The following is a 25,699-nucleotide window of genomic DNA, read 5'->3' as shown; positions in this document are numbered from 1 at the left end:
CTTAAAGAATTGTGGATTTTAACGGCAGGGTTGCCGTTTCTAGCAATTCTTGCATCGAAAGCATGGGCGGCACGCGAAGCCTGGGACAAAATGTAAACGCTTAACCTCCTTCCCGCATCAAATACGCATGCCGCGTGCTACTAATCTAACGCCTTCGGCAGCCCCGTGACTATTGGCTAATTTTTAGGTTTATTGCATTCTGTTTAGGGCCTTGCCGATTTACAGGAAGAAAAGGTTGCCAGCTCGCCGAGCTCTGTGTCAGAATCACAGTAAACGCTTACATAATAGATAGAACAGGGGTCGGCGCAAATGAATATTGGACGTGGCTTTTTCCATTTTAATGGGTTTAGCAGCATGACCATGCAGAAGAAACTGATTATGGTATTCGTCGTGCTGATCATTATTCCTATCTCGGCAACGGGGTTTATTTCCTATCAGAACTATATCCAATCTATTAATAAGAACACGAAAAATTATGTTACCGAGCTGATCGGCAATATGCAGATGAATCTGGACAGCCACCTGGAGGATATGAAGACCGTCAGCAAGATCCCGCTCTACTCGGTAGACATGCAGCAATATATGAGCCATCAGGAGATGACGCTGGAGAAGCAGCGCCAGATGGATTTCTACATCGGTCTTCTGGACAGCATGCGGAAGAATCTCTATTCCGCGTATCTCTACGATAATTACGGAAACGTGTTCTACCGGATCAAGAGCGATGCGATTCGGGAGGATATGATGAGCCATTACGAGGAATGGAAGCGGCTTGCGATTAAGGGAAATGGCGATCCGGTCATTATTCCAACGCAGCGGGTCATGCGCGCCAGCGGCACTCCTCAATATTTGTTCACCGTGCTGCGGAGCATCCGGGATATCGGCACGCTGGAGACTATTGGCTTTGTCGCGGTGGACGCGGATATCCGGGTCATTGAAGACGTCGTGCAGGAGCTTAACACGGTGACGAACGGGAAGACGCTTATAATAGACGGCGCGAACAACGTGGCCTACGACAGCGATCATGTCCTGACGGCCACCAATATTACGGGCAACGAGGTCATTCAGAAAGCCGTTGGAGATCAAGGCAACTTTAACGTTGTGGTGGACGGCGTTTCCTATATATGCAGTTATTCCGTATCCAAGGATACCGGTTGGAAAATCTTCGCGTTTGTGCCCGTTAATTATCTGCATCACGATGCCCAGATGACGCGGAACGTGACGCTGACAACAACGATTGGGATCATCAGCTTCGCGCTGCTTGTTTCCGTCGTGCTGGCCTTCATGATGACGAGATCGCTCCGCCAGATGACAGATCTGATGCGCACCGTGCGAGGCGGCAATATGGACGTCAGCTTTGACGTGAAGCAGAAGGACGAGGTTGGCATTCTCGGCACCGAGTTCAACCGGATGCTGAGGAGGATGAAGGAGCTGATCTCCGAAATCTATGTCATTCAATCCCGCAAGAAGGAAGCGGACCTGGAGGCGCTGCAGAGCCAGATCAATCCTCATTTTATATATAACACGCTTGAGACCATTCGCATGACCGCCGAGATTAACGATGACGAGGAAGTAGCGGAGATGACCTTTACGCTTGGCAAGCTGCTTAGGTACAGCATTAACCGGGGACGGGAGACGGTCGAGCTGAAGGAGGAGCTTCAGCATCTCGAGAGGTATCTGCAGCTGCTGCGCTACCGGTTCAGCAATCGGTTTGTCGTGACCTTCGATATTCCGCAGGAGCTGATGACCCTCTCGGTCATGAAGCTGACCTTCCAGCCTATTGTCGAGAACGCGATTCTCCATGGCATGGAGGGCAAGCCAAACGAGGTATCCATCCGCTTGTCCGCCGAGCTGAAGGAGCAGCTTATTATTTTCTCCATTAAAGACGAAGGAGCGGGCATGGACGGCATGACGCTGGATCTGCTCCGGCAATCGATGAACGGAACAAGAGAGGCAGGAGGCTCGAAGACCGGGGTAGGACTGCGCAACGTGAATGAACGGATCAAGCTGCATTACGGCGAACTGTACGGCCTCGAGATTGAGAGCAAGTGGGGAGAAGGAACAACCGTTTATTTAAAACTTCCGAGAAAGCATGGTGACCGCTAAATGCTGAGCGTTATGATTATCGACGATGAAGATTTGATCCGCCGCGGGCTGGAGAAGATTATATCCAAGCTGAATGAGGAGTACGTGGTTGTGGGCAGCTTCTCGAACGGCTTCGAGGCTTCCCAGGAGCTGGACCGTCTGACGCCGGATGTCGTCATTACCGATATCAAGATGCCCTATATGGACGGGCTGCAATTTATAGAGGAGCTAAGACGCCGGCTGCCGGACACGCGATGCCTGATCCTAAGCGGCTACAACGATTTCGATTATGCGCGCACCGCGATGCAGTATGGCGTGAAGGACTATTTGATTAAACCGGTTGATAAGGAAGAGCTGCTTGCCAACCTGACGCATATTCACGAGGAACTGAAGGCCGCGAAGCAGGAAAAGGAAAAGGAGCAGCTTCTGAGCAAAAAAGCGCAGATGAGCGACCTATTGCTGCGGGAGCAGCAGCTGCGCAGACTGCTGGGCGGGGATAAGGAGGCATCATTATCCGCAAATGGGATTGTACCGGGATCGGCGGCTTTATTTGAGCAGTCTTATGCCGTACTGGCCGTCAGGGCATCGAATCAGGGCATGAAGGAACAGCTGCTGGAATGGGGAAGAACGATGGCCTCCACGGGGCTTGAGAGCGTGGCGATGGAGTCGCAGATTATTGCGCTCCTCGTTCCTTCGGCGAAGGATGAGGAGACGGGCAGGCTGGCGCATAAAACTGCCCTTTGCATGATGAATGACCTGCAGTTTGCCGCCAAAGGCAAGTTTGTCGTCGGCATCAGCAGCGCATTCCAGGGAGGCGACGCGGCAATCGGCGCGTATCAGGAGGCGCTGGCTTTATCGTATGCCGGTATTTATAAAAGGGAAGCCTTTGCGATTGTTACGGCCAAAGAAGGGCATAACGCGCCGGTTGACCCGGCTTTCTTCACCTCCTTAATGGAGGGAGAGTTCTCGCGGGCATTGGAGCGGCTTGATGCCGACGGAATCGGGACGGCCGTTCAGCAGATGTTCGTGGAGATGGAGCGGGTCAGACCGCCTTATGCGGATCTTGTGCAGTTCATGGCGAATCTGCTGTATACCGCCGTGCAAAAGGTTGACGGGCTGCTCGACGAGCTGGTAAAGCTGACACCGCCCGGTGTTGGCGTCTACCAGTCCGTTGCCGACTTCTTCAACGTAACGGAGCTGAAAGAACGGATTCTGCATTTGCTGGAGCTGTCTTTATATCGGCTGGCTTCGCTGCGCAAGGAAGGCGGCAACCGGGTTATTGAGACGGTTAAGCAGCTGATACAGCAGGACTATGATAAAGACCTTGAGCTGACCGAGCTGTCGGAGAAGGTCTTCCTTAATCCGAGCTATCTCAGCACGCTCTTCAAGCAGGAGATGGGGCAGACGATTACGCAATATGTCCTGCAGCTGAGGATGATGAAGGCGAAGGAGCTTCTCAAGAAGCGGCTGGACCTGAAGGTCTATGAGGTTGGGGAGCAGGTCGGCTACCCGGATTCGATCTATTTCAATAAGGTATTCAAGAAGATGGTTGGCATCACGCCAAAGGAATATCGGAATTTATAACTTTTCTGCGAGGAATCACATCGAAAGCATAGACTACTCGCAGAAAAGTACTTCGGGAGCATAGCTTAACTTTTCTGCGAGGAATCACATCGAAAGCATAGACTACTCGCAGAAAAGTACTTCGGGAGCATAGCTTAACTTTTCTGCGAGGAACTACTCCCAGAAAAGTACATCGGAAGCGTAAGCTTAGCTTTCTGCGCGCCATTGCCAGAATGGTCCCCCTAAAGTTATAAGATCCAAAAAGAAGACCATAAACAAAAAAACGCGACATTAAATTATGAAGGCGCTTTCTCTATAATCGGTTTTGTAAGTAAGCGCATTCACCACATATCAAGGGGGAGTCGGGTTTGAAGAAGAAGCAGTTCATTTCCACTATGGCCGTTCTGGGCCTCGCAATGACAATGGCAGCAGGGTGTGGCTCTAATAGCGGCAACAACGAAGGTACTCCGGCAGCGAGCAACAATAAGACAGATAACGCTGCCGCAACGAATACGTCGGGTAACGCAGCAGCAACAAACGCAGCGGCCAGCGAGGAGCCGGCTGCTCCAAAGATTGCGGGCAAGGTGGTATTCACAACGAACCGGACGGACCTCGTGGATACCGAGCTCAAGAACTACGCAGCCAAATTCCACGAGAAATACCCGGATGCAACGGTTGAGATCGAAGCGATTAAGGATTATGACCAAACGACCAAAATTCGCATGGCATCCAATGAACTCGCCGACATCAGCTTGATTCCGGGCACGGTGAAAAACTCGGATCTCCCGAACTTCTACCTGCCGCTGGACGATCTGGGCTTAAACGACCGCATTTACTTCAAAGACAACCGCAGTCAGGACGGCAAGCTGTACGGAATCTCCTCCGGCAGTGCCGCGATGGGCGTAACGTATAACAAAAAAGCATTCGCGCAAGCCGGCATTACGGCAGTGCCGAAAACGCTCGACGAGCTGTACGCGGCAGCCGAGAAGCTGAAAGCAGCGGGCATTATCCCTCTCGCAACGAACTTTAAAGACAAATGGCCGCTGTACGGCTGGGATCAGGAAGCGTTTATTTTCGCGGGCGACCCGTCCCTGCATAATACGATGGCTACGCAGGATGAGCCGTTTGCGGTTGACGGTCCGCACTGGCAGGCGTTCTCCATCCTGAAGAAAATGGTGGACGGCGGTTACGTGGAGAAGGACCTGATGTCGACGAATTGGGAAGGCTCGAAGAAAGACGTAGCCTCCGGCAAAATCGCGATGTTCCTGCTCGGCAACTGGGTAGTGCCGCAAGTCGTGGATAACGGCGCGGCAGCCGAAGATGTTGGCTTCTTCCCATTGCCGCTTGATAACAGCGGAGAAGCGAAGGTCATTCTGGCTTCCGACTACTACTACGGTGTTGATAAGAACAGCGAAAATCCGGAGACAGCAAAAGCATTCCTTAAATTCCTTATTGAAGAATCCGGTTATGACGACTATGCAGGCTTCATTCCTGTCCTGAAAGACAAGAAGCCTAAGCTTGCTCAATTGAATGAATTCATGGCAACAAATCCGAAAGTGATCGAGATGGCCGCAGAGAACGATGATTACCTGGCGATCGCGAACAAAATGCAGTTCGACACAAGCGCTTTTGCCCAAGACGCGATTATGGGGAAAGACATGAAGGCCGTATTTGATTCCTATAACAAGAAGTGGAAAGACGCGAAGGCTTCAGTAGGCAAATAAGGTTAATAGCAGGTCAACGGGAAGAGAAGATGCTTATCGGCGGAATCGATAACGTTTTCTCTTCCTCCTTATCAAGGAGTAAAGAAGGGTTGCCGATGTTTGCAATGAGTTACAAGGTACAGCGCTATGTCATATTATTCTCTTTTCTCACGCTTCCGCTGCTGCTGCTTGCGGTATTTTCCTTCTACCCGGCGCTTTACCTGGCTTGGCTTAGCTTTACCTCATGGGACGGCTACAGCCCGGCGAAGGCTTGGGTGGGCTTCAGCAACTATAAGGAAATATTCACGAACGCGGATATGTTCAAGGTGCTTTCCCATAACTTCGTGTACTTCATAGGCGGGATTGCCCAGAACATTCTTGCCTTATTCTTCGCGGTGCTGCTGAATTCGCGCTTAAGAGGTCGCAACACGTTCCGCGTGCTTCTCTTCCTGCCTTATATTCTGAACAGCGTTGCGATTGCTTATATGTTCACTTATGTCTATGACGCTCAGAACGGCTCGCTTAATGCGCTGCTTACTTCTATTGGACTGGAATCATGGATCAAAAGCTGGCTTGGAGATGCCGGTATCGTTAACTACTCGCTTGCTTTTATCTCCATGTGGAAGTTCATGGGCTTTAATATGGTGATTTACTTAGGAGCGCTGCAATCCATCCCAGGCGATCTGTACGAAGCGGCAAAAATTGACGGAGCGGGTCCTCACCAGTCGTTCTTCTACATTACCTGGCCGAGCATGATCAAGATCGTGGAGCTCAGCATGCTGCTTACGGTCAGCGGGGCGCTTGAAGTATTCGATCTGCCGTTTGTTATGACCAAGGGCGGACCGGCCGGCGCGAGCCAGACCTTTGTCACGCAGACCGTCGAGACGGCCTTCAACTTCAGTAATTACGGGCTTGCTTCGGCGATGGGGATGGTGCTGCTGTTTATCGTGGTGCTTGTTATCTTTGTGCAGCGCAAGCTGATCTTGCGGGGGGAGGAATAGCAAATGTCCCGTACTTTGGCTAACGTACTGAAATACGCGGTGCTGCTTGCAGCGGTGTTCGTTATTCTTTTCCCGCCGTATGTCGTCATCCTGAACGCGTTTAAGGGCAATGACGAATACGCCAAATCCGGCGTCTTCGACTTCCCGAATTCGTTTGCTTATCTCGACAACTTCGTGACGGTGTTCCACCGCGGAGATATGCTGAACGCCTTTATGAACACGGGAACGATTCTCGTCCTGTCCGTTCTGGGCAATGTGCTGATGGGGACGATGGTGGCGTTTGCGCTCGGGCGGTTTAATTTCAAGCTGAAATCCTGGATTCTTGGCGCGTACGTTGCGGCAACGTTAATCCCGTCCGTCACCACGCAGGTGGCGACCTTCGGCATCATTAAAGAGCTTGGTCTGTTTAATTCCTTGTATGGTCCGGTGCTGCTGTATATCGGGACGGATGTTGTTCAGATCTACCTGTACCTGCAGTTTATCCGCCATATTCCTTACGATCTTGACGAAAATGCCATGATTGAAGGCGCATCGCTCTTCCGCATTTACCGCTCGATTGTTTTCCCTTTGCTTGCTCCGGCAACAGCCACGGCAATTATTCTGAAGAGCATCTCGATCTACAACGATATGTACATTCCATACCTGTACATGCCGTCGCAGAAGCTGCGGGTTGTCTCGACGGGGCTCATGAACTTCGTTGGCGTCAACAGCGCGCAGTGGAACGTAGTGTGTGCGGCCTTGCTTATTATTCTAATTCCGACGACTATCCTGTATCTCATCATGCAGCGCTACATTTTCTCGGGGATCGTCAGCGGTTCAGTCAAATAACCTGAGTCACTATTACCTTTGAAGGAGTGGACTTATGTTTATACGCAAGAAGATGCTTTCGCTGAGCCTTGCCGTACTTGTTGCGGCTTCCGCTTGCTTGCCGGGAATTCAAGGTTCCAAGGCGTATGCGGAGGAAGGCGCGGCCCCTGCGGCTGCGGCTTCCTTCATTACGCGCAGCGGCGACAAGCTGATGGACGGCGAACAGGAATTCCGGTTTATTTCGGCCAACGTGCCAACCTTGTCGATGGTAGAGGATATTTATTGGCGGACGCCAAGCGAGTGGGAACAGGAGGACGCGTTCAAGACCCTTGTCCAGATGGGCGGTACGGTAACGCGGCCTTACGTTCTGTCGGTGCGCAAAGCCGATGATCCTTCCGATATGGTGCGCCACATTATGGGCGTGGGCTCGGACGATAAGCTGATCTTTAATGAAGATGCGTTTGTCGCTTACGATAAAATGATCCAGCTGGCCGGCGAATACGGCATTAAATTGCTGCTGCCGTTTGTTGACCAATATCAATGGCAGGGCGGGATTACGGAATATGCGGCCTTCCGCGGCAAGAGCAAGGATGCGTTCTGGACTGATCCGCAGCTGATCGCGGACTTCAAATCGGTTATTAACTATACCCTGAACCGCGTGAATACGTTCACCGGCGTTGCTTACAAGGACGATCCAACGATTCTAGCCTGGGAGACCGGCAATGAGCTGGTACCTCAATCGTCGACATGGACGCATGATATGGCAGCTTATATCAAAAGCCTCGACGGCAACCATCTGGTGCTGGACGGCAAATACGGCATCGACGATGCCTCTTTGACCGATGATGCCATCGATATCGTATCCAATCACTACTATCCGGATCATTATCCGAGTTATGCTTCCCAGGTGAATGTCGATAGGAATAAAGCGGCGGGCAAAAAGCCGTTTATCGTTGGAGAATTTGGCTTCAAGCCAACCAATGAGCTGAGTGCCTTCCTCGATAACGCGATCGAGAACGGCACATCCGGCGCCATGATCTGGAGCCTGCGTTATCATAGCCGGGACGGCGGCTTCTATCCGCATACGGAGTCCACGTTTAACGGCGTCTTCTACGGAGCGTACCGGTGGCCGGGCTTCCCGTCCGGCGACGGCTTTGATGAGACGAATATGCTCCAAACGCTGCGGGATAAAGCATTTGAGATCCGCGGCATCAGTGAACCGCCGGCACTGGAGAAGCCGGAAGCCGCCGAAATGCTGCCGGTTGATTCCGTCTCGACTATTAGCTGGCTTGGTTCGGTAGGTGCTTCGTCTTACCGGTTGGAGCGTTCCGCGCAGCCGGATGGCGGCTGGGTGACGGTTGGCGAGAATGTCTATGACGCCGTTCCGACGGAATCACAGCTGTTTAATGATACAACGGCCGTGACAGGCGAGTCTTATTATTACCGGGTAACCGCCAAGAATAGCGCAGGCGAATCGGCACCATCGGCCGTTGTTGGACCGGTTGTTGCAAAGCATGTGATTCAAGATGAGATGCGCAACTTCAGCAAGCTTTACAGCCATACCTCGGATCTCGAATATGAAAGCCGTGATCCAAACGCTTTTGGAGGGGATGTCTCCCGTCTGAAAGCACTGGCGACAGATGAGCAGCAAAGCGTGCAATATGCGATCCCGCTTCATGGTGATGGCACGCCGGCAAAGGTGCTGTCGGTGAAAGTAGAAGGCTATGTGGCTTCAGCGCATAGTGACCAGAACTTTAGTCTGTCTGCTTCAACCGATGGATCGGCGTTTGAGCCGGTTGATACGGAAGCAGCGGAGTCGGGCAGCTCTTGGAAGAAGCGGGTCTATACGACAGGGGAGCTGGCCGCTGGCGTGAAGCTGCTGCAGATTGACTATCCGGCAGCATCGGCGGCAGGTCAGCTTGGCAAGGTTGTAATTGAATATGAGCATGACGGAACGGCGCTGACCTTCCCGGATTCCGTGCAGCAGGGCAGCATCAAGGACGGCATTCTGACGGATGACTTGAACAACTTTCTAAAGATAGATTCGAAGTCGTTAAACCTTGGTATTTCGTCGGATTCGCCGGAGTACTACGGCGGCGATACGAAGCGTCTGTCGCGTACGTCAAATGAGCATGAGTGGTTCGCCTATAAAGCGGACGGCGATATGAACTACTTCAAATTCTACGAGTATGCGCGGCAGAATCCGGCCGATTATGTATTGCCTGACTTCAAATTCTACACCTCGGCAAACGGCACGGATTATGCCGAGTTCACGAATGTCGTGAAGTCGAGCAAGATGGGCGAGGGCTATTGGGCGAAGACGGAATATATTGCTTATCAGCTTCCGGCAGGTACGCGCTATGTGAAGTTTGAGTTCCCCGTCGTGCCTGAGAGCCATAAGGATCAGCGCTGGAATCCGCAGGTGAGCAGTCTGCAGATCGGGGTTGGCAGCGCGAAGCTGGATCCTCCGGCGAATAACGTCAAATCCGCGATTATCGATGATTTTGAAGGATATACAGGTTCAAATAATGCCTTGCGCGCAGCGTACAAAGCAAACCAGGACGGCTCGCCGGTCACGCTGACGCTGGATACGGCAGGCAAAGTGAATGGCGCCTACGCCATGAAGCTGTCGACCGACCTCAGCAAAGGCTGGGGCGGCATGGAGAAGGATCTGGCAGGCGCCGACTGGTCGGGCAACAGCGGCATTCAGCTGTGGATTAATCCGGGCGGCAAGGATGTGGGCATCTCCCTGCAGTTGACCGAAGGAATGGCCTCGCAAAATGAGGTTTGGAAGGCCGATACCCGCATCAGCGGCAATGAGCCGGTGCTGGTTCAACTGCCGTTCAGCCGATTCGCCATACCGGAATGGTGGAAGAACAGCCACGCCGGCCAAGGCAACGGAGTTGTTGATTTAAGCGGAGCCTCGTCGTTTGGATTGTATTTTGACGGACCGGCCGGCGATACGGCCCTAATTATTGATGATATTAAGCTTTATCGCCTGCCAACGATTGATACCTTCGAAGGTTACGGCGGAGATAATGCCAAGCTGGCCGGAAGTTATAAGGTAAATTCGGATGGCGGTCCAATAACGCTATCCCTGGATGCCGGACATAAGAGTGAAGGCGAGCAGGGATTAAAGCTTGCTTACGACTTATCAAGCAAAGGGTTTGGCGGAGTGACCAAATCGCTTGGCGGAATCGACTGGACCGGCAATAACGGCATTCAGCTGTGGCTCGAGCCGGATGGTCAAGGCAGGGGCGTTACGGTGCAGGTGAAGGAAACGAGCGGCGAGTATTGGGAGGCGAAGGTTGCAACTTCCGGAACGTCTCCGCGGACGGTAAGCGTACCTTTCCATCTGTTTGCAATGCCGAGCTGGAGTCACAAGGATAACGAGAAGTTAAATATCGGCTCTATAGCAGAATTTTCGGTGTACGTGGACCGAGGTGCCGGAGAAGCCGGTACCGGTGCTATCTATCTGGACGATATCCGGGCAGCAAAGCTGAAGGATATTGATACGTTTGAGTATTATCAAGGCTCCTCATCGCTTGTTGGCGCGGCTTATGTGCGCAATACAAGCGGCGATGCGATTGCGGCAACACTGAATTCCGCTTGGAAGAAGAACGGAAGCTACGCTCTGAAGCTGGATTACACGCTGACTGATGCTCTTGGTTATGCCGGAGTGAACAAGGCGCTTGGCGCCATGGATTGGTCGCAGGGCGGAAATGCGGTTCAGTTCTGGATGCTGCCAAACAGCGCGAACCATGGACTGACCTTCCAGTTCAAAGAGACGGACGGCGATATTTGGGAAGCACAGGTTAGCATGGCGGGAACGGAGGAGCAACTGGTTACGATTCCGCTAGCAGGCTTAACCCGTACCAAATGGTCTACCGGCGATGGCGTTATGGATGTGTCCGGCGTAGCGGAATATTCCATCTACGTGAATAAGGGCAGCGGCTCCGCAGGTGCCTACTCGGTGAGCCTGGACGATGTTGGGCTGACGACGATTCCGGTTATCGACAACTTCGATTACTATGACGGCCGCGAGCTGATTGCCTTACAGGCTTACGCGCGCAACCCATGGGGCGGAAGCCTGACGATGACGCCGGACGCCGAGCATAAGGAAAGCGGACGTTACGGAGTGAAGTACGAGTACTCGTATCCGAGTGCGGCAACGAACTTCGCGGGAGCGACAAAGCTGCTTGGTCTGGCTGACTGGACCGGCGAGGACGGCATCCGTTTCTGGTTCACGCCGGATGGCTCCGGCCGTAAGCTGGTCGTTCAATTCAAGGAGTCCGACGGGGAGACATGGGAGTATTACGTTACTCTGACGGGCACGACAGCAAAAGTACTGAAAATGCCGTTTGATGAGTTTGTGCATGCTCCTTGGAACACGGCGGGTAACGGCACGCTGGATCTTAACGCGATCTCCGAGTTCTCGCTTTATGTGAATCAGGGAGAAGGTACGGTTGGTTCAGGCGCCTTGTACTTTGATTCCATTGGCTTGTATCAAGGTAACACGGATCCAACTGACCCTACAGAACCAACCGATCCTGGCAGTCCATCCAATCCGGGGACACCTCAGGATAAGACCGTTCTGGAGGTAACGGCCGGCCAGCTCAAACCAACTGGCCAAGGGCCGGTTGAGCTCAAAGCCCCGGCTGGCGTTACGACGCTCAAGCTGCCGCTGCAGGCAGGAGAGCTGCTTGGGCAAAGCGATTTGCAAGTTAAGTTTGGCGATGCGATCATCACCGTAGGCGCCGATGCGCTGAAGGCAGCGTCTAAGCTGCTCGCTTCAGGCGGGCAGGGGGGAGCAAGCCTTTATATCTCGCTGGTCAGCACAAACGGGCCGGCCGTTCTTCAAGCACCGGGTGAAGAATGGAAGGCAGCGGGGACCGTATACGATATCCAGGTTGGCGTCTGGACTGCGGCTGGCAGCAAGCAAGCGTTGAAGCAATGGCCGTATCCTGTGTTGTTGCAGCTTCCGGTAAGCGGAGGTCTGAATCCGAAGCTTGCGGGTATTTACGTAAGTGGAGCTAATGGCGGATGGACCTATGCCGGCGGCCGCACGAATAAGGAAGGAACGGTCATCCGCACGTTGATTAATCAATCGGGCAGCTATACGGTGCTGACAAAAGCGAAGCATTTCGCCGATGTTCCTGCCGATTCCTGGGCAAGCGCCGCGGTGCAGCAGCTGGCTGCCCTGCAGATTATTAATGGTACGGATGCGGAGCATTTTGCCCCGAATCGATCCATCACACGCGGTGAGTTTGCTGTGATTCTGGCCAAAGTGCTTGAACTGCCGGCTGCAGACAGCCTGCCGTTTACGGACGTAAACGCAGATGCTTATTATGCGGGTGCGATAGCGGCAGCCGCGAAGGCCGGTTTGATTCATGGCCGTGATGCGGATACGTTCGCTCCCGGCGACAAGATCAGCCGGGAAGAGATGGCGGCACTCATGATTCGGGCTTATGAGCTCAAGCTTGGAAAAGTTGATGCATCTGGCGGACACCAATATAACGACAACGATGCAATTTCCGACTGGGCGCTGGAGGCGGTCAACAAGGCTTTTTCCTCCGGTCTGATGAATGGCGTCGGCAATGGAAACTTTGCGCCGGATAAGGAAGTTACCCGTGCCGAAGCGGCAGTTGGCCTGGCGCGCCTGCTCGACAGATTACTGAAATAAAGAAGGATAAAAAGGCGCCATCCTATGGCGCCTTTTTATAATAGAGACAAGGGAGTAGCTCTTGTATAATGAAGTTGAAACGTATTCACAATCGGATGGAGCTGATCAGATGCTGAAAGGGTTAACGAGGGCTGGACTTGGAGATATCGGTGATGATAAAGCATTTATTGAGCAGGCGGCAAAGTATGGATTTCAGTCGGTAGATTTGGATGCAGCGAATCTGATTCATACATATGGCGTAGACGGCGCACGCGAGCTGCTTGCAGTGAATAACATGGCAATCGGCTCTTGTGGCTTCCCGGTAGAATGGCGCGGCACGGACGCAGCGTTCCGGGACGGCCTTCCTCAGCTGGAAGAGCAGGCAAAAGCCGCAGCACAGCTGAATTGCACGGCAAGCTGCACGTATATTTTACCGGCGACGGACTTGTCCCCTGGAGCTTTCACCATTAAGGCGGTCCTCCGCTTGAGAGAATGCGCTAATGTGCTGAACGCTTATGGCGTTAGGCTTGGGCTTGAGTTTGTAGGTCCGCATCATTTGCGCACGGCATGGAAATATCCGTTTATTTATACGATGGAAGATACGCTTGCCTTCGCCGATGCGATCGGTACGTCAAACGTTGGTCTTCTGCTGGATGCTTACCACTGGTATACGAATGGACTTGGAACGGAAGACCTGGATAAGTTGTCTCCGGAGCAAATTGTCCATGTTCATATTAATGATGCGAAGAATATTCCGATCGAGCAGGTGCTGGACAACGACCGCTTGTATCCGGGCGAAGGCGTCATCGATCTGCCGGGCTTCCTTGGCAGCCTGAAGCGCATCGGCTACAAAGGTTCGGTCGCTCAGGAGATCCTGACCCCTGGCGGCGCTCCGATCTCGGTCGAAGAGGCGCTTCAGCGCTCGAAAGCCGGGTTTGATAAAGCGTTCGCGAATATTTAACAGAGTTATGCAAAAAGGCTCTCCCCGCAGACCTGCAGGGAGAGCCTTTTTTTATTCGTTACCTTTTACTTTGGGCGGTTGTTGCAGACAGTCCACCGCGGTAACTCTTCATACTCACAATCAAGCTGCTTTCCTCAAATCTAGCAAACGATCCCTCTCATCTTAACGACGCACCGCATCGTTAAGCCCACGAAAAAGTAACTCTCCCAGTACCTAAACGATGCCAGAGATCGTTAAGCTACTCGCAAACGCCATAATCCTCGCCCCAAACCGGCAAGTTTGCGCTCGCATCCTCAAGGAAACACCAGCTGCACAGGCACAACAATATGCTGCGGGGCGTAGGTGTGCTTGATTTGGTCCTGCAGCAGCATAACCGCGGAGCGGGCGAGCTCCTGCTCGTCCTGCTGGACGTAGGGAACATTCGGAATATCCGGATTGTCGAAGGAGAAGAGCTCGACCTCCTTGCGTCGCTCCAGCAGTTGGAGCGCCTGCCAGGTGAGGCCGGCAATTTCCTCGGTCAGCGTAAAGGCGGCCGTAATGTTCGGACGAGCTCGCAGGAAGTCCGTAATGTAGCCGAGCGCGCGTTCACTGCGCAGCACATCCAGCGGCATATGGCACCAGAGGCTTTTATCAATGGACTCCCCCTGATCGATATAGGCTTTCTCCAAGCCGGTCGTGCGGTCCTCAATAGCGGTGTTGGCATTCTCCGGCGAGATTAGCGCGATCTGCCGATGCCCCTTGGATAACAAATGCGTCACCGTCCGGTAGGCGCCGCCATCGTTATCCGAGGTAATGGTATACGTCTCGATATTGCGCAGGAAGCGGTCAATAAAGACAAAAGGAAACTTATCGAGAGACAGTCGGAGGAGAGACTCGTTGTATTTTTCATCCTCCGTGGGAAAGACGATAAGCCCCTGAACCCCCAAATCAACCAAGGTGCTGATCGCCCTTGATTCCTCCGCGGCATGCTCGCGGGTAATGCTCAGAATCATCTGGAGGCCGACTTCCTTCAAATAAAACTCTATATAATCGACGAGCTTTTGAATGACGGTTGTTTTCATCGTAGGGATAATGAAGCCAATAAGAGGGATCTTGTCGGACTCTGGCTCCGGAGCAGGCGCCTTCACTTTCACAGGCTTCAAATCGGCTGCGACAAACGTTCCTTTGCCTTGAATGCGCGTGACGAGACCTTCATCGGCTAACTCGGTCAACGCGTTCTTGACGGTGATCTTGCTCACTTTGAATTCGTCCATTAGTTCCTGCTCGGAAGGGATGCGGTCGAGCGGCCGGAGCTGCCCGGAAGCAATCCTTTCCTTAATCTCAAGCTGGATTTGCTTGTACAGAGCTGTCTTTTTCATGAAGGCACCTACTCTCAATAAATAAATATGTTTTTATAACCAATTGGTTATATAAATAATATTTTATGCCTATTATAATCTGATTGTGAAGCGCTTACAATGGTTCAGGTAACAAAATGCTTAACCAATATGTGAGGGGGAAACGTCAAATGAAAAAAGGGATTACGTTAACGGCAGCCTTGGCATTGGCACTCATGTTGGTCTTATCCGCGTGCAGCTCCGGCAATTCTTCGGGCAAATCCACAAAGGTCGTCTTCTGGACCTTTAACGAGCTTCATCAGCAATTTTTCGAGAGTATGGCAGACAAGTGGAATGAAGCGAATCCGGATCAGAAAATTAAGCTGGTAGCTACCACATTCCCTTACGACGATAACCACAACAAGCTGCAGGTTGCGCTGCAATCGGGCAAAGGCGCGCCGGACATGGCCGACATCGAGATCAGCAAAATCGGCAACTTCCTCAAAGGCGAGCCGCAGCTCGTTCCGCTCAATGATATCGTAGAACCAAACAAAGACAATCTGGTTATGTCCCGTCTCGACAACTATGCGAAGGACGGCCAATACTACGGCATCGACTACCACGTAGGCGCGGAAGTGATTTACTACAATAAAGAAATTCTCGACCAAGCCGGCGTTGACGCTGACAAAATCATCACTTGGGATGATTACGAAGCAGCGGGCAAGCAAGTGCTTGAGAAAACAGGCAAGCCGATGGCTACCGTTGAAACAACCGACCAATGGTCATTTTGGCCGCTGGTTGTACAGCACGGCTCGGACCTCCTTGATAAAGACGGCAATGTAACGCTTAACGATCAAGCGAATGTGGATGTTCTGACTTATCTGCAAAAGCTCGTAAAAGAAAAAGTGGCCGTTGTAGCTCCAGGCGGCTTCCACCACTCCGAAGAGTACTACGGCTTTATGAACGGCGGCGGCGCCGCTTCCATCTGGATGCCAATGTGGTACATGGGACGTTTCACGGACTACATGCCTGACCTGAAAGGCAAAATCATCATTAAGCCAATGCCGGTATTCAAACAAGGCGAAATGCGTTCTTCCGGTATGGGCGGTACAGGTACGGTTATTACGAACCAATCCAAAAACCAGGAGCTCGTGAAGAAGTTCCTCGAGTTCGCGAAAGTATCCAAAGAAGGCAATATCGAGATCTGGAAACAGCTTGGCTTTGACCCGATCCGTACGGATGCGTGGACGGATCCGGCTATGAACGAGTCGAACAAATATACCGACTACTTCGGCAAAGATATCTTTACGTTCCTCAGCAGCCTGAAGGACGAAATCGCACCTACCAATATTAAAGAGAAAACGCCTGCCGTATCCGACGTGATCAAGACAAAGACAATGTTCCAGGCGCTGAACGATCTGAAGGATCCGAAGCAAGTATTGGATGATGCGGCAGCAAGCATCAAGTAGAAGCGAACCAATAGTCTAGCGAAAAAACTAGTTTAACCGCTTCGCTGGAGGGCCGAATGCTTGGTCCTTCAGCGAAGTAATCCTGATCAGGAAGGAGCGAGTGAGCGCGCAAATGAAAAAGCTTCTATACAATCAGCGAGTCGCCCCTTATGTGTTTGTGCTGCCGTTTGTGCTTTCGTTAGCGATCTTTTTCGTCTATCCGGTTATATCGACCTTCATTATGAGCTTTCAGGAAGTACTGCCGGGCCAGACCCATTTCATTGGCTTAGACAACTACAGGAATCTCTGGGACGATTCCTTTTATACCGCGCTTTGGAACAGCTCGAGATACACGTTCTGGACCATTCTGGTCCTCATTCCTCTGCCTCTCGTGCTTGCCGTATTCCTTAACTCCAAGCTTATGAAGTGGAGCGCGTTCTTCCGTTCGACCCTGTTCCTGCCGGCTTTGACTTCAGTTGTTGTAGCGGGCATTGTGTTTCGGCTCGTGTTTGGCTCGCTGGATAATTCCGTCATGAATACGTTCCGCCATGCCTTTGGCCTCGAGACCATGAACTGGCTTGGCAGCAGCGCATCTGGCATGCTCGTACTGGTGATCTTGGCGACCTGGCGTTATTTGGGCATTAACATCATCTACTTTATGTCGGCCTTGCAGTCTATTCCAAGCGAGCTCTACGAATCGGCAAGCATCGACGGGGCGAATACCTGGAACAAATTCTGGCGTATTACGCTGCCGCTGCTCAAACCGATTTCGATCTACGTCATTACGATCAGCATTTACGGCGGGTACTCGATGTTTACGGAGAGCTTCATTCTGTGGAGCGGCAACCATTCGCCAAACGACATTGGCCTCACCATGATCGGATTGCTATACCGCAGCGGGATTGAGAAGAACGAGCTTGGGCTTGGTTCGGCCATCGGGATGATCCTGCTGTTGCTCACTATGGTTCTTAATGTCGTACAGCTTCGTCTATTCGGCTTGTTTAAGAAGGAGGATTGAACATGAGCGCCAAATGGAATCGTCCTCAAACCTGGCTTTTGTTTGCCTTATTCGTTCTATTTGCGGCCTTGTCGGTCTTTCCTTTCTATAGCTTGCTGCTGGCTTCGTTTAAGCCGTCAAAGGAATTGCTTCGCTTCGGTCTTAACATTCGCCTGCAGCCGGAGTTGTTGTCTTTCCATAACTATTCCTTTATCTTCTCGAGCGGGGCGGAGAAATACCTGATCTGGTATAAAAACAGCTTAATCGTAACCGTCATTTATACCGTCTTCTGTATGCTGCTCTCCTCCATGGTTGGTTATGGGCTGGCGATGTACCGTTTCAGAGGCCGCAATATCATCTTTCTGTTTGTCCTTCTGGTCATGATGGTACCGGTAGAGATCATCATGCTGCCGCTGTACAAGCAGATGATAGCGATGAACCTGATCAATACGTTCAGCGGCGTGATCCTGCCGTTTGTCGTATCCCCGCTGCCGATCTTCTTCTTCCGCCAATACGCGGCTGGACTGCCGAAGGACTTCATGGATGCGGGAAGAATCGACGGCTGCTCGGAATACGGCATTTTCTTCAAAATCTTTGTGCCGCTTATGACACCCGCGTTTGGCGCGATGATTATCGTGCAGGCGCTTGCCAGCTGGAACAGCTTCGTGTGGCCGCTTATCGTCCTGAATTCGGGCGAGAAGCTGACCCTGCCAATCGGCTTGTCCAGTCTAGTGACGCCTTACGGCAACAACTACGATATTCTTATTGCCGGCTCCGTGCTGGCGATCGTACCGATTATGATCGTCTTTATTTTCTTCCAGCGCTATTTCGTCTCCGGCTTAACCGTGGGTGGCGTTAAAGGCTAATGACAAATACGAATAGAAGCAGGTGACAGGATGGGAGTCCATCAATCGGAAATGAACGGAGTTAAACCACTAATCGAACAGCGAGCAGATCCTTTCATTTATAGGCATACGGATGGCTGCTATTACTTTGTTGCTTCCGTCCCGGAATACGACCGGATCGAGATTCGCAAGGCAGATACGATTCAGGGACTGGCGGAGGCCGTGCCGGCCGTTGTTTGGAGAAAGCATGAGACAGGGCTGTTAAGCGCGAATATTTGGGCGCCGGAGCTGCATTTTATCGATGGCAAATGGTATGTCTATTTCGCCGCGGCGCATACGTCGGATACGAATGAAGGCTTGTTCGACCACCGGATGTTCGTTCTGGAATGCGGCAGCGCTGATCCGCTTGAAGGCGAGTGGGAGGAGAAGGGGCAGGTCCGCACAGCCTGGGAAAGCTTCTCGCTCGACGCGACAACCTTCGAGCACAACGGCGAACGTTATTACGTCTGGGCGCAGAAGGATCCAGAGATTGAAGGGAACTCCAACCTGTACATTTCGAAGATGAGCAGCCCGTGGACGCTCGCCGGCAAGCAAACGATGATTTCCGTCCCGGATCTGGACTGGGAAAGAATCGGCTTTAAGGTGAATGAGGGGGCAGCCTTTATCCGCAAAGGAGACCGCGTCTTCCTGTCCTATTCCGCAAGCGCCACGGACTTCAACTATTGCATGGGCATTCTGGAAGCATCCGCCGATGCGGATTTGCTTGATGCGGCATCATGGGACAAATCACCGATACCGGTGTTGACAACCGATGAGGCTCTTGGGCTGTATGGACCCGGCCATAATAACTTTACGGTAGCAGAGGACGGTACAACCGCGTTGTTTGTCTTCCATGCCAGAACCTACAAAGAGATTGAAGGAGATCCATTGTACGACCCGAACCGTCATACCTTTGTGACGGAGCTGAAGTGGACCGAAGACGGCAGACCTGATTTCAGGGCATCCGTTGCGGCATTAAAGCCTCGTCATGAGGACGACGCGGTTTTGTAGATCTTGGACCCGCTTATATTGGAGAAAAGGACGGAATCGAGATTGCTCTCGAGCCGTCCTTTTTATTGTTCGATGAGCGTCGGTTATACTGCGGACAAGGGATAAGCACCTTCCTATAATTAAGGATTGACTTTGATAATGAGAATTGTTATCATCACTTTAGTCAATTATCGAGAATACAGCTATTAGCTTAATAGGGGGACGTAATTGTGTTTGGTAAGAGCAAAAAACGGATTGTAGTACTTATGAGTGTAATGGTTCTTTCGCTTGTCCTAGCGGCATGCGGAGGGAACAAAGAAAATAACGAAGGCATGAATAACTCGGCGGCAACCGAAAGCGCGTCGCCATCGCCGGAGGCGACTGAAACTGCAGCGGCACCAACGGAGCAAAAGCTGACTGACGGCCTTGGCAACGAAGTTACCGTTCCCGCTAATCCGCAAAAAATCATCGCTTCCTACCTGGAAGACTATCTGGTTGCACTTGGCGTGAAGCCTGTTGCCCAATGGAGCGTTCCAAACGGCATTCAGGATTACCTGCAAACCGAATTGAAGGATATCCCGACAATCGCTTATGATCTACCTTTCGAAGCCGTAACAAGCTTCGCTCCGGATTTGCTGATCCTTGGTTCGAACAGCACGGTTGAAGGCGGCAAATATGAGCAGTATTCGAAAATTGCTCCAACCTTCGTCCTTGGCGACGAAGTGAACAGCGACTGGCGCAAGGCCCTGCTGAAAATCGGTGAGGTTCTGCAGAAGAAAGATCAAGCTCAGAAGGTGCTTGACGACTATGAGGCGAAAGCAGCAGAGGCGAAAACGAAGCTTCAAGCGGCTATTCCTGATCAATCGGTGGCGGCACTCTGGCTTGTAGCAAACAAATTCTATGTGGTTAGCGACAAGCTTTCGAGCGGCGCGGTTCTCTATAATGACCTCGGTCTGAAAGTTCCTAATGTCGTGAAAGAGATTTCCGCTGCCGGTATGGTCAGCTGGAATGAAATCTCCCTTGAGAAGCTTGCTGACCTGGACGCTGATCATCTGATTCTAATCAACAGCGATAAAGCGACTGGCTCCGAAGCGCTGAAGGATCCGATCTGGCAATCCATTCCCGCTGTAAAGAACGGCCATGTTCACGAATATGAAGCTACGACCAGCTGGTTATACTACGGTCCTGTAGCAAGCTCCCAAATGATTGATAATGTATTGAAAGACTTTGTGAAATAATGAGTAGTAGGGAATAGAGGGAGCTGCTGCTCCCTTTTTTCCAATTCTAAGAGGTTATAAAGACTTAGAATTCACCGGAATGAAACGCGTTCCGCCATGCAAGGCCGGCGAAAGCCGTTTCACTCTGGTTAATTCACTTGAAGCGGAGATAAGACGATATGGCTCATAACTCTAGGCTACATAACTCTCAATTGGAATCCGAACCTGCCTCATCAGGCTCGGAGGTGGAGCGGCTGTATTCCCGGCCTCTGACAGCAATCTTAATTATTCTCGGCGGTCTTATTGCGCTGCTGATCGGAGTCGGGTTGTCCGTCTCCTTTGGCGCGATGGATATCAAATTCCTGACGGTATGGGAGGCGGTCTTCCATTTCAATCCGGACTTGAAGGAGCATCAGGTTATTCAGGAGCTGCGCCTGCCGAGAGTGCTTGGATGCATGCTGGTAGGCAGCGCGTTTGCCGTTGCTGGAGCGATTATGCAGGGCATGACGCGTAATCCGCTTGCCGATTCGGGACTGCTTGGCCTAAATTCCGGTGCAGGCTTTGCGCTTGCTTTATGCTTCGCTTTTGCCCCCGGTCTTTCTTATTCTTACATTATTATGATCTCTTTCCTGGGTGCTGCAGTCAGCACGATTGTCGTTGTCGCTTTAGGCGCATCCGTCCGGGGCGGTTTGACGCCGATGCGGATGGTGCTGGCGGGGGTAACCTTGTCTGCTTTGTTAACGGCATTAAGCGAAGGGATCGCCTTGTACTTCCGGATCGGTCAAGAGCTGGCCTTCTGGTATGCGGGAGGCGTAGCCGGCATCCGCTGGGAGCAGCTGGAAATCATATTCCCATGGGTGTTAGCAGCGCTCGCAGGAGCAATGTTTCTATCCCGTTCCATTACGATGCTGAGCCTTGGCGAGGAAGTATCGAAAGGTCTTGGACTTCGGACCGGACCCGTGAAGCTGGCGGGCGTCATCATCGTTATTATGCTGGCTGGCTCGGCTGTATCGGTGGCAGGGGCGGTATCCTTTATCGGCCTGCTTGTTCCGCATTTCGCCCGTAAGCTTGTTGGCGTAGATTACAAATGGATTATTCCGACCTCGGCTGTACTTGGCGCTCTGCTTGTGGTGCTTGCGGATTTGGCGGCCAGAACGATACGTCCTCCATACGAGACACCGATTGGCACCATGATCGCGCTAATTGGCGTACCATTCTTCCTGTACCTTGCCAACAAGGAAAGGAGGGAGCTGTAAGCCATGAAAGCAACTGCAATTTCCCCCGCAGAAATGCGAAGAAGGCGCCGCGGCGCGATGGTCATCTCCATCATGTTTATTGGTATTATTGTTGCTTTTCTTATCAGCATGAACACTGGGGTTATACGGATGTCCCCTCTGGATGTGCTTCAGACGCTGTTAGGCCAGGGAACGGATCAGCAGCATCTGGTTCTGTTTGATTTCCGGCTGCCCCGCATCATTATTTCCATTCTGATCGGGATGGGGCTTGCGGTATCCGGTGCCGTTCTCCAGGCTCTGACGCGTAACGCGCTGGCGGATCCCGGCATTATCGGGATTAACTCCGGCGCAGGCATGGTGATCCTGCTGTATGTTGCCTTTTATAAGACCCCTGCTTCAGCACCTGTCTATTTGCTTCCGATTCTCGCATGGGCGGGAGGCGGTATTGCGGCCTTGCTCGTCTTTGTCATCTCGTACCGCAAGCATAAAGGACTGTCGTCCAACCGATTAATTCTTAACGGCGTAGCGATCAGCTCAGGCTTCTCGGCGGTAACGATCCTTGTCTCCTTGCGGATTAATCCAGAGCAATACCAATTCGTATCCACTTGGCTAGCAGGAAGCATTTGGAGCAAGGACTGGAATTACGTAGGTGCGCTGCTGCCGTTTATCGTGATTTTATTGCCCTTTGTTTATTTCAAGTCACAAACGATTAATATCCTTAACCTTGGTGCGCCGCTCGCAACGGGGCTTGGAGCAGCGGTCGCCAAACAGCAGATTTGGCTCCTTGCCGCTGCCGTTGGTCTGGCAAGCTCCTGCGTGGCGGTGAGCGGAAGTATTGGCTTCGTCGGGCTGATCGCTCCTCATCTGGCAAGAAGACTGGTCGGTCAGCGTTATCAGACGCTGCTCCCGGCGACGGCGCTTGCCGGCGGGCTGCTTGTGCTCGTAGCGGATACGCTTGGCAGATGGATTCTGCAGCCGGCCGAAATACCGACTGGTATTGTTGTTGCCGTAATAGGCGCTCCATACTTCCTCTACTTGATGTTCCGTACAAAAGGATAAGAAGCAGATATTCGAAAGCCGGTTAGACCTCTGCCGAGGGCTGACCGGCTTTTCCGTAGAGTCTAGAGTAGATATAAGGTAAAAGGCAAAGGAGCGTGACGGTTTGGCTTATCTTCATGAAGAATTGGCGCAGGCATTCGTAAAGCTGCCTGTAGAGGTGTACGGGGTATATCGGACGGAGCTGGAGGCAGGCGTCATCTATGATGGTCATGTAGACCGCCCGACAACGAAATGCGCGGTTTTAATCAGCCTGCGAGGCCAAGCGGAATTCATATATAACGAAACGGAGCGTTTCTTGCTGGAGCCGGGGAAAATATTGCTTGGCGGAATGCAGAAACGGCTGGAAATCCATACTAGCGATCAGGGGTTCGAGTACGGGCTTATTCATTATGTGCCTGTGCGCACGGGGACCGAGGATGCCCGGCCGCTCATCGAGGTGAGCATGCTCCATACTCCGCAAAGCCCGGAGCTGCTGCAGCTGCTTGAGAGACTTCTGAAGGCTTCCTCGTCGCCGGATGCGATGCTGCTGCTGGAGAAGAAGGCGTTGTTCTACCAGCTGATTAGCAGAGTGCTGCAATCCGAACGGACCCAGCAGAATAAAGCGAGCTATTCGCTGATTGAAGAGGCAACGGCCTACATTCATGATCATTTTGACGAGCCGATTACGTTGTATCAGCTGGCAGAGCGGTTTGGGCTGAAGCCTAAATATTTTTCTTCCTTGTTCCAGCGTTATACCGGCATCGGTCCCATCGATTATCTGATCCAATACCGGATTAACAGAGCTTACGAGCTGCTGATGACGGGACAGTTCACGGTGGCCGCCGTCGCAAGAAGCGTGGGCTATCAGGATGCGTATTACTTCAGCAGGTTGTTTAAGAAGCATAAAGGATCGTCGCCGGGATTTTTTGGCCTTCACCACAAGCGAAATCGTCCATCATAGAAACGGGAATTTCTCTATTTGCTTTCGCAAGGGGAGATGATAGGATTTAACTGATAATGATAATTGTTATTAATAAGATTTTGGAGAGGGAATGAATCATGAAAGCGAAATGGTTTCCAATTCTATTAACGGCACTAAGCCTTATGCTGCTGCTGAGCGCCTGCGGAGGCAATAACGGCAGTAACACTATTCATAAGGGGAATAATGCCGGGCAGACTAGCGAAGCAGCCAGTACGCCTGAAGCATCGGTCACGCCGGAGGCGGCCAAGTTCCCGCGCACGATCAAAGACGCGAACGGCGAAGTAACGATTAAGGAGCAGCCGAAAAAGATTGCGGTTGTACACTGGGGTTACGCCGATTCCCTGTTGTTGTTTAACCTCGATTCCGTAGGTCTGGCGCTGCCGTTCACCGAGAAGCAGTCCGTGCTGCATTCGGATGAATACAAGCCTTATGTAGATAAAATCAAGGATATTCAAATTGTTGGCGAGAACACGCAAGTGAATATGGAGAAGCTGCTGGCTTATGCACCGGATCTGATCATTGCCGGTAATGCGATTAATAAGGATATTGCAGCCGATCTCACGAAGATCGCGCCTACGGTTATGGTCGATGAGCAGCAGACGGATGTATGGTCGGACTGGCCTACGCTCGTAACGAAGTTTGGCGAGATTCTGGGTCAAGAGGACGTTGCCGAGCAATATGTATCCAACTACAAGTCGGAATTGGCTGCAGCGAAGGAGAAGCTGGCTAATCTGGACGGCAATGTTGCTTTCGTACAAGTTCGCGAGAACGAAGTATGGCTGCAGGGTACCCATTATACGAAGCAATATTATGAAGGCATGGGTCTTACTGCCCCGGCTTCCGACGCGATGGCGGACGGGGAGAAGATTAGTCTGGAAGGACTTAGCGCCTTGGATCCGGATTATCTGTTCCTCGGTTACTTCAACTACAGTGACAAGACGCTTCCTGCTGCTACCGATCAGTGGGAAGACAGCGAGGTATGGAAGAAGCTGAAGGCCGTCGCAAACAACCATGTGTACAGCATCAACGGTGAGCTGGCGCTGGGCTACGGTCCTATCGGCAGCAGCTACGGGGTTAAAGCCGTTCTTGAGGCACTTCAGAAGTAATAGATGGGGAAAAAGAATAGGGCAGCCGCAAAAACCTCTTGGTTTTGCGACTGCCCTATTTTCATGCGAGCGTTTCGTTAAAAGGACGTCGGATGCGGCGGAGGTGTTGTTCTGCCCGTAATCTCATCGTAGAAATGAGCTTGCGTAACAAGGATATAAGGGTAGAGCCATAGGAACCCTATGCCCAAAGTAAGTAATGCAAGGAACATCCAGCCGATAAACGTCAGATTAAGCACAAATAGTTTCCACTTCCGGCCTTTCATTAATTGTTTGCTTTGACGAATCGCTTCTAGCGCTCCGATATCCGGATTATCCTGCAGAATGTAATAAGCCTGTGAATAACGAAGGTACGCAATGATTCCGGGAATAATGAACAACAGCGTCCACAAAACGGTGAAGAGGGTCATAAGGAAATAGACACAAAAAGCTTTAATAAAATGAGAAAAACCGCTGAATACTTCACTAATTTGCGGACCCTCTTTCCGCGCAATGCCAACAAAGAAAATAATTAAGCCGAGTGCAAAAGCTCCGCCCGTAAGTATTTGTATAATATAGCCGAGTACAGGAATGAAGTTTAGCAAACCGATGAGACCGGCAACAATGCCGTATACGATGAGGGCCAGGATCGATTTGCCCCAATTGCCCTCCAGACTGTGCCTTGCTCTTGCTCGAAGTTCGGAATACGTTGCGTTCATGATCGTGAATAC

Annotated in this window: 18 protein-coding genes; 16 read left to right on the top strand and 2 right to left on the bottom strand. The window is 51.8% G+C overall.

The genetic code is table 11. The features are described from left to right. Positions 1–309 precede the first annotated feature (309 nt). From M3194_RS19875 to M3194_RS19845, 7 genes are all read left to right on the top strand, one after another. Positions 310–2,103 (top strand): cache domain-containing sensor histidine kinase, encoded by a 1,794-nt coding sequence (locus tag M3194_RS19875; RefSeq protein ID WP_251655826.1) that lies wholly within the window; start codon positions 310–312, stop codon positions 2,101–2,103. Beyond that, on the top strand, positions 2,104–3,666 hold the full coding sequence (locus tag M3194_RS19870) for a response regulator (protein WP_251655825.1): 1,563 nt from the start codon (positions 2,104–2,106) through the stop codon (positions 3,664–3,666). Between the two features lie 347 nt (positions 3,667–4,013). Continuing rightward, positions 4,014–5,369 (top strand): ABC transporter substrate-binding protein, encoded by a 1,356-nt coding sequence (locus tag M3194_RS19865; RefSeq protein ID WP_251655824.1) that lies wholly within the window; start codon positions 4,014–4,016, stop codon positions 5,367–5,369. Between the two features lie 95 nt (positions 5,370–5,464). Further along, positions 5,465–6,349, top strand: coding sequence for a carbohydrate ABC transporter permease (locus tag M3194_RS19860; protein ID WP_251655823.1), 885 nt, complete (start codon positions 5,465–5,467; stop codon positions 6,347–6,349). Between the two features lie 3 nt (positions 6,350–6,352). After that, positions 6,353–7,177 carry a carbohydrate ABC transporter permease gene (locus M3194_RS19855; protein ID WP_251655822.1) on the top strand — a complete coding sequence of 275 codons (825 nt, stop codon included), beginning with the start codon at positions 6,353–6,355 and terminating at the stop codon, positions 7,175–7,177. Between the two features lie 34 nt (positions 7,178–7,211). Further along, positions 7,212–12,839, top strand: coding sequence for a carbohydrate binding domain-containing protein (locus tag M3194_RS19850; RefSeq protein WP_251655821.1), 5,628 nt, complete (start codon positions 7,212–7,214; stop codon positions 12,837–12,839). A gap of 109 nt (positions 12,840–12,948) precedes the next feature. Further along, positions 12,949–13,779 (top strand): sugar phosphate isomerase/epimerase family protein, encoded by an 831-nt coding sequence (locus tag M3194_RS19845; protein ID WP_251655820.1) that lies wholly within the window; start codon positions 12,949–12,951, stop codon positions 13,777–13,779. Between the two features lie 293 nt (positions 13,780–14,072). Here the strand turns inward: M3194_RS19845 and M3194_RS19840 are convergent, their stop codons facing one another. Further along, on the bottom strand, positions 14,073–15,137 hold the full coding sequence (locus M3194_RS19840) for a GntR family transcriptional regulator (protein WP_251655819.1): 1,065 nt from the start codon (positions 15,135–15,137) through the stop codon (positions 14,073–14,075). A gap of 149 nt (positions 15,138–15,286) precedes the next feature. Here M3194_RS19840 and M3194_RS19835 point away from each other — a divergent pair, with 149 nt between their 5' ends. The 9 genes from M3194_RS19835 to M3194_RS19795 all read left to right on the top strand — a co-directional run bounded on the left by M3194_RS19835 (position 15,287) and on the right by M3194_RS19795 (position 24,992). Further along, positions 15,287–16,564: an ABC transporter substrate-binding protein gene (locus tag M3194_RS19835; protein WP_251655818.1), complete on the top strand. Its 1,278-nt coding sequence runs from the start codon at positions 15,287–15,289 to the stop codon at positions 16,562–16,564. Positions 16,565–16,676: 112 nt separating this feature from the next. After that, positions 16,677–17,561, top strand: coding sequence for a carbohydrate ABC transporter permease (locus M3194_RS19830; protein WP_251655817.1), 885 nt, complete (start codon positions 16,677–16,679; stop codon positions 17,559–17,561). 2 nt (positions 17,562–17,563) lie between these two features. After that, on the top strand, positions 17,564–18,406 hold the full coding sequence (locus M3194_RS19825; RefSeq protein ID WP_251655816.1) for a carbohydrate ABC transporter permease: 843 nt from the start codon (positions 17,564–17,566) through the stop codon (positions 18,404–18,406). A gap of 30 nt (positions 18,407–18,436) precedes the next feature. After that, positions 18,437–19,435 (top strand): glycoside hydrolase family 43 protein, encoded by a 999-nt coding sequence (locus M3194_RS19820; protein WP_251655815.1) that lies wholly within the window; start codon positions 18,437–18,439, stop codon positions 19,433–19,435. Between the two features lie 209 nt (positions 19,436–19,644). After that, on the top strand, positions 19,645–20,652 hold the full coding sequence (locus M3194_RS19815) for an iron-hydroxamate ABC transporter substrate-binding protein (RefSeq protein ID WP_251655814.1): 1,008 nt from the start codon (positions 19,645–19,647) through the stop codon (positions 20,650–20,652). A gap of 158 nt (positions 20,653–20,810) precedes the next feature. Continuing rightward, positions 20,811–21,887, top strand: a complete 1,077-nt coding sequence (locus M3194_RS19810; protein ID WP_251655813.1) for a FecCD family ABC transporter permease — start codon at positions 20,811–20,813, stop codon at positions 21,885–21,887. A gap of 3 nt (positions 21,888–21,890) precedes the next feature. Then, positions 21,891–22,925: a FecCD family ABC transporter permease gene (locus M3194_RS19805; RefSeq protein ID WP_251655812.1), complete on the top strand. Its 1,035-nt coding sequence runs from the start codon at positions 21,891–21,893 to the stop codon at positions 22,923–22,925. A 103-nt stretch (positions 22,926–23,028) separates the two neighbouring features. Next, positions 23,029–23,865: a helix-turn-helix domain-containing protein gene (locus tag M3194_RS19800; RefSeq protein WP_251655811.1), complete on the top strand. Its 837-nt coding sequence runs from the start codon at positions 23,029–23,031 to the stop codon at positions 23,863–23,865. A 98-nt stretch (positions 23,866–23,963) separates the two neighbouring features. Next, a complete protein-coding gene (locus M3194_RS19795) occupies positions 23,964–24,992 on the top strand; it encodes an ABC transporter substrate-binding protein (RefSeq protein WP_251655810.1) in 1,029 nt (342 codons plus the stop codon). 77 nt (positions 24,993–25,069) lie between these two features. On the opposite strand, the gene M3194_RS19790 is transcribed toward M3194_RS19795, so the two are convergent. Further along, positions 25,070–25,687 carry a DUF975 family protein gene (locus M3194_RS19790; protein ID WP_251655809.1) on the bottom strand — a complete coding sequence of 206 codons (618 nt, stop codon included), beginning with the start codon at positions 25,685–25,687 and terminating at the stop codon, positions 25,070–25,072. Positions 25,688–25,699: the final 12 nt, after the last annotated feature.

The sequence above is a fragment of the Paenibacillus glycanilyticus genome (genome assembly GCF_023715145.1).
Taxonomy (GTDB): Bacteria; Bacillota; Bacilli; order Paenibacillales; family Paenibacillaceae; genus Pristimantibacillus; species Pristimantibacillus glycanilyticus_A.
Note: the sequence above shows the minus strand (reverse complement) of the source record. Positions and strands in the feature narration are given on the sequence as shown.

What these genes read in the sequence shown, in the direction of transcription:
- M3194_RS19875 (WP_251655826.1), top strand. Translation starts at nt 310, where the DNA reads ATGAATATTGGACGTGGCTTTTTCCATTTTAATGGGTTTAGCAGCATG.
- M3194_RS19870 (WP_251655825.1), top strand. Translation starts at nt 2,104, where the DNA reads ATGCTGAGCGTTATGATTATCGACGATGAAGATTTGATCCGCCGCGGG.
- M3194_RS19860 (WP_251655823.1), top strand. Translation starts at nt 5,465, where the DNA reads ATGTTTGCAATGAGTTACAAGGTACAGCGCTATGTCATATTATTCTCT.
- M3194_RS19855 (WP_251655822.1), top strand. Translation starts at nt 6,353, where the DNA reads ATGTCCCGTACTTTGGCTAACGTACTGAAATACGCGGTGCTGCTTGCA.
- M3194_RS19850 (WP_251655821.1), top strand. Translation starts at nt 7,212, where the DNA reads ATGTTTATACGCAAGAAGATGCTTTCGCTGAGCCTTGCCGTACTTGTT.
- M3194_RS19845 (WP_251655820.1), top strand. Translation starts at nt 12,949, where the DNA reads ATGCTGAAAGGGTTAACGAGGGCTGGACTTGGAGATATCGGTGATGAT.
- M3194_RS19840 (WP_251655819.1), bottom strand. Translation starts at nt 15,137, where the DNA reads ATGAAAAAGACAGCTCTGTACAAGCAAATCCAGCTTGAGATTAAGGAA.
- M3194_RS19835 (WP_251655818.1), top strand. Translation starts at nt 15,287, where the DNA reads ATGAAAAAAGGGATTACGTTAACGGCAGCCTTGGCATTGGCACTCATG.
- M3194_RS19830 (WP_251655817.1), top strand. Translation starts at nt 16,677, where the DNA reads ATGAAAAAGCTTCTATACAATCAGCGAGTCGCCCCTTATGTGTTTGTG.
- M3194_RS19825 (WP_251655816.1), top strand. Translation starts at nt 17,564, where the DNA reads ATGAGCGCCAAATGGAATCGTCCTCAAACCTGGCTTTTGTTTGCCTTA.
- M3194_RS19820 (WP_251655815.1), top strand. Translation starts at nt 18,437, where the DNA reads ATGGGAGTCCATCAATCGGAAATGAACGGAGTTAAACCACTAATCGAA.
- M3194_RS19810 (WP_251655813.1), top strand. Translation starts at nt 20,811, where the DNA reads ATGGCTCATAACTCTAGGCTACATAACTCTCAATTGGAATCCGAACCT.
- M3194_RS19805 (WP_251655812.1), top strand. Translation starts at nt 21,891, where the DNA reads ATGAAAGCAACTGCAATTTCCCCCGCAGAAATGCGAAGAAGGCGCCGC.
- M3194_RS19795 (WP_251655810.1), top strand. Translation starts at nt 23,964, where the DNA reads ATGAAAGCGAAATGGTTTCCAATTCTATTAACGGCACTAAGCCTTATG.
- M3194_RS19790 (WP_251655809.1), bottom strand. Translation starts at nt 25,687, where the DNA reads ATGAACGCAACGTATTCCGAACTTCGAGCAAGAGCAAGGCACAGTCTG.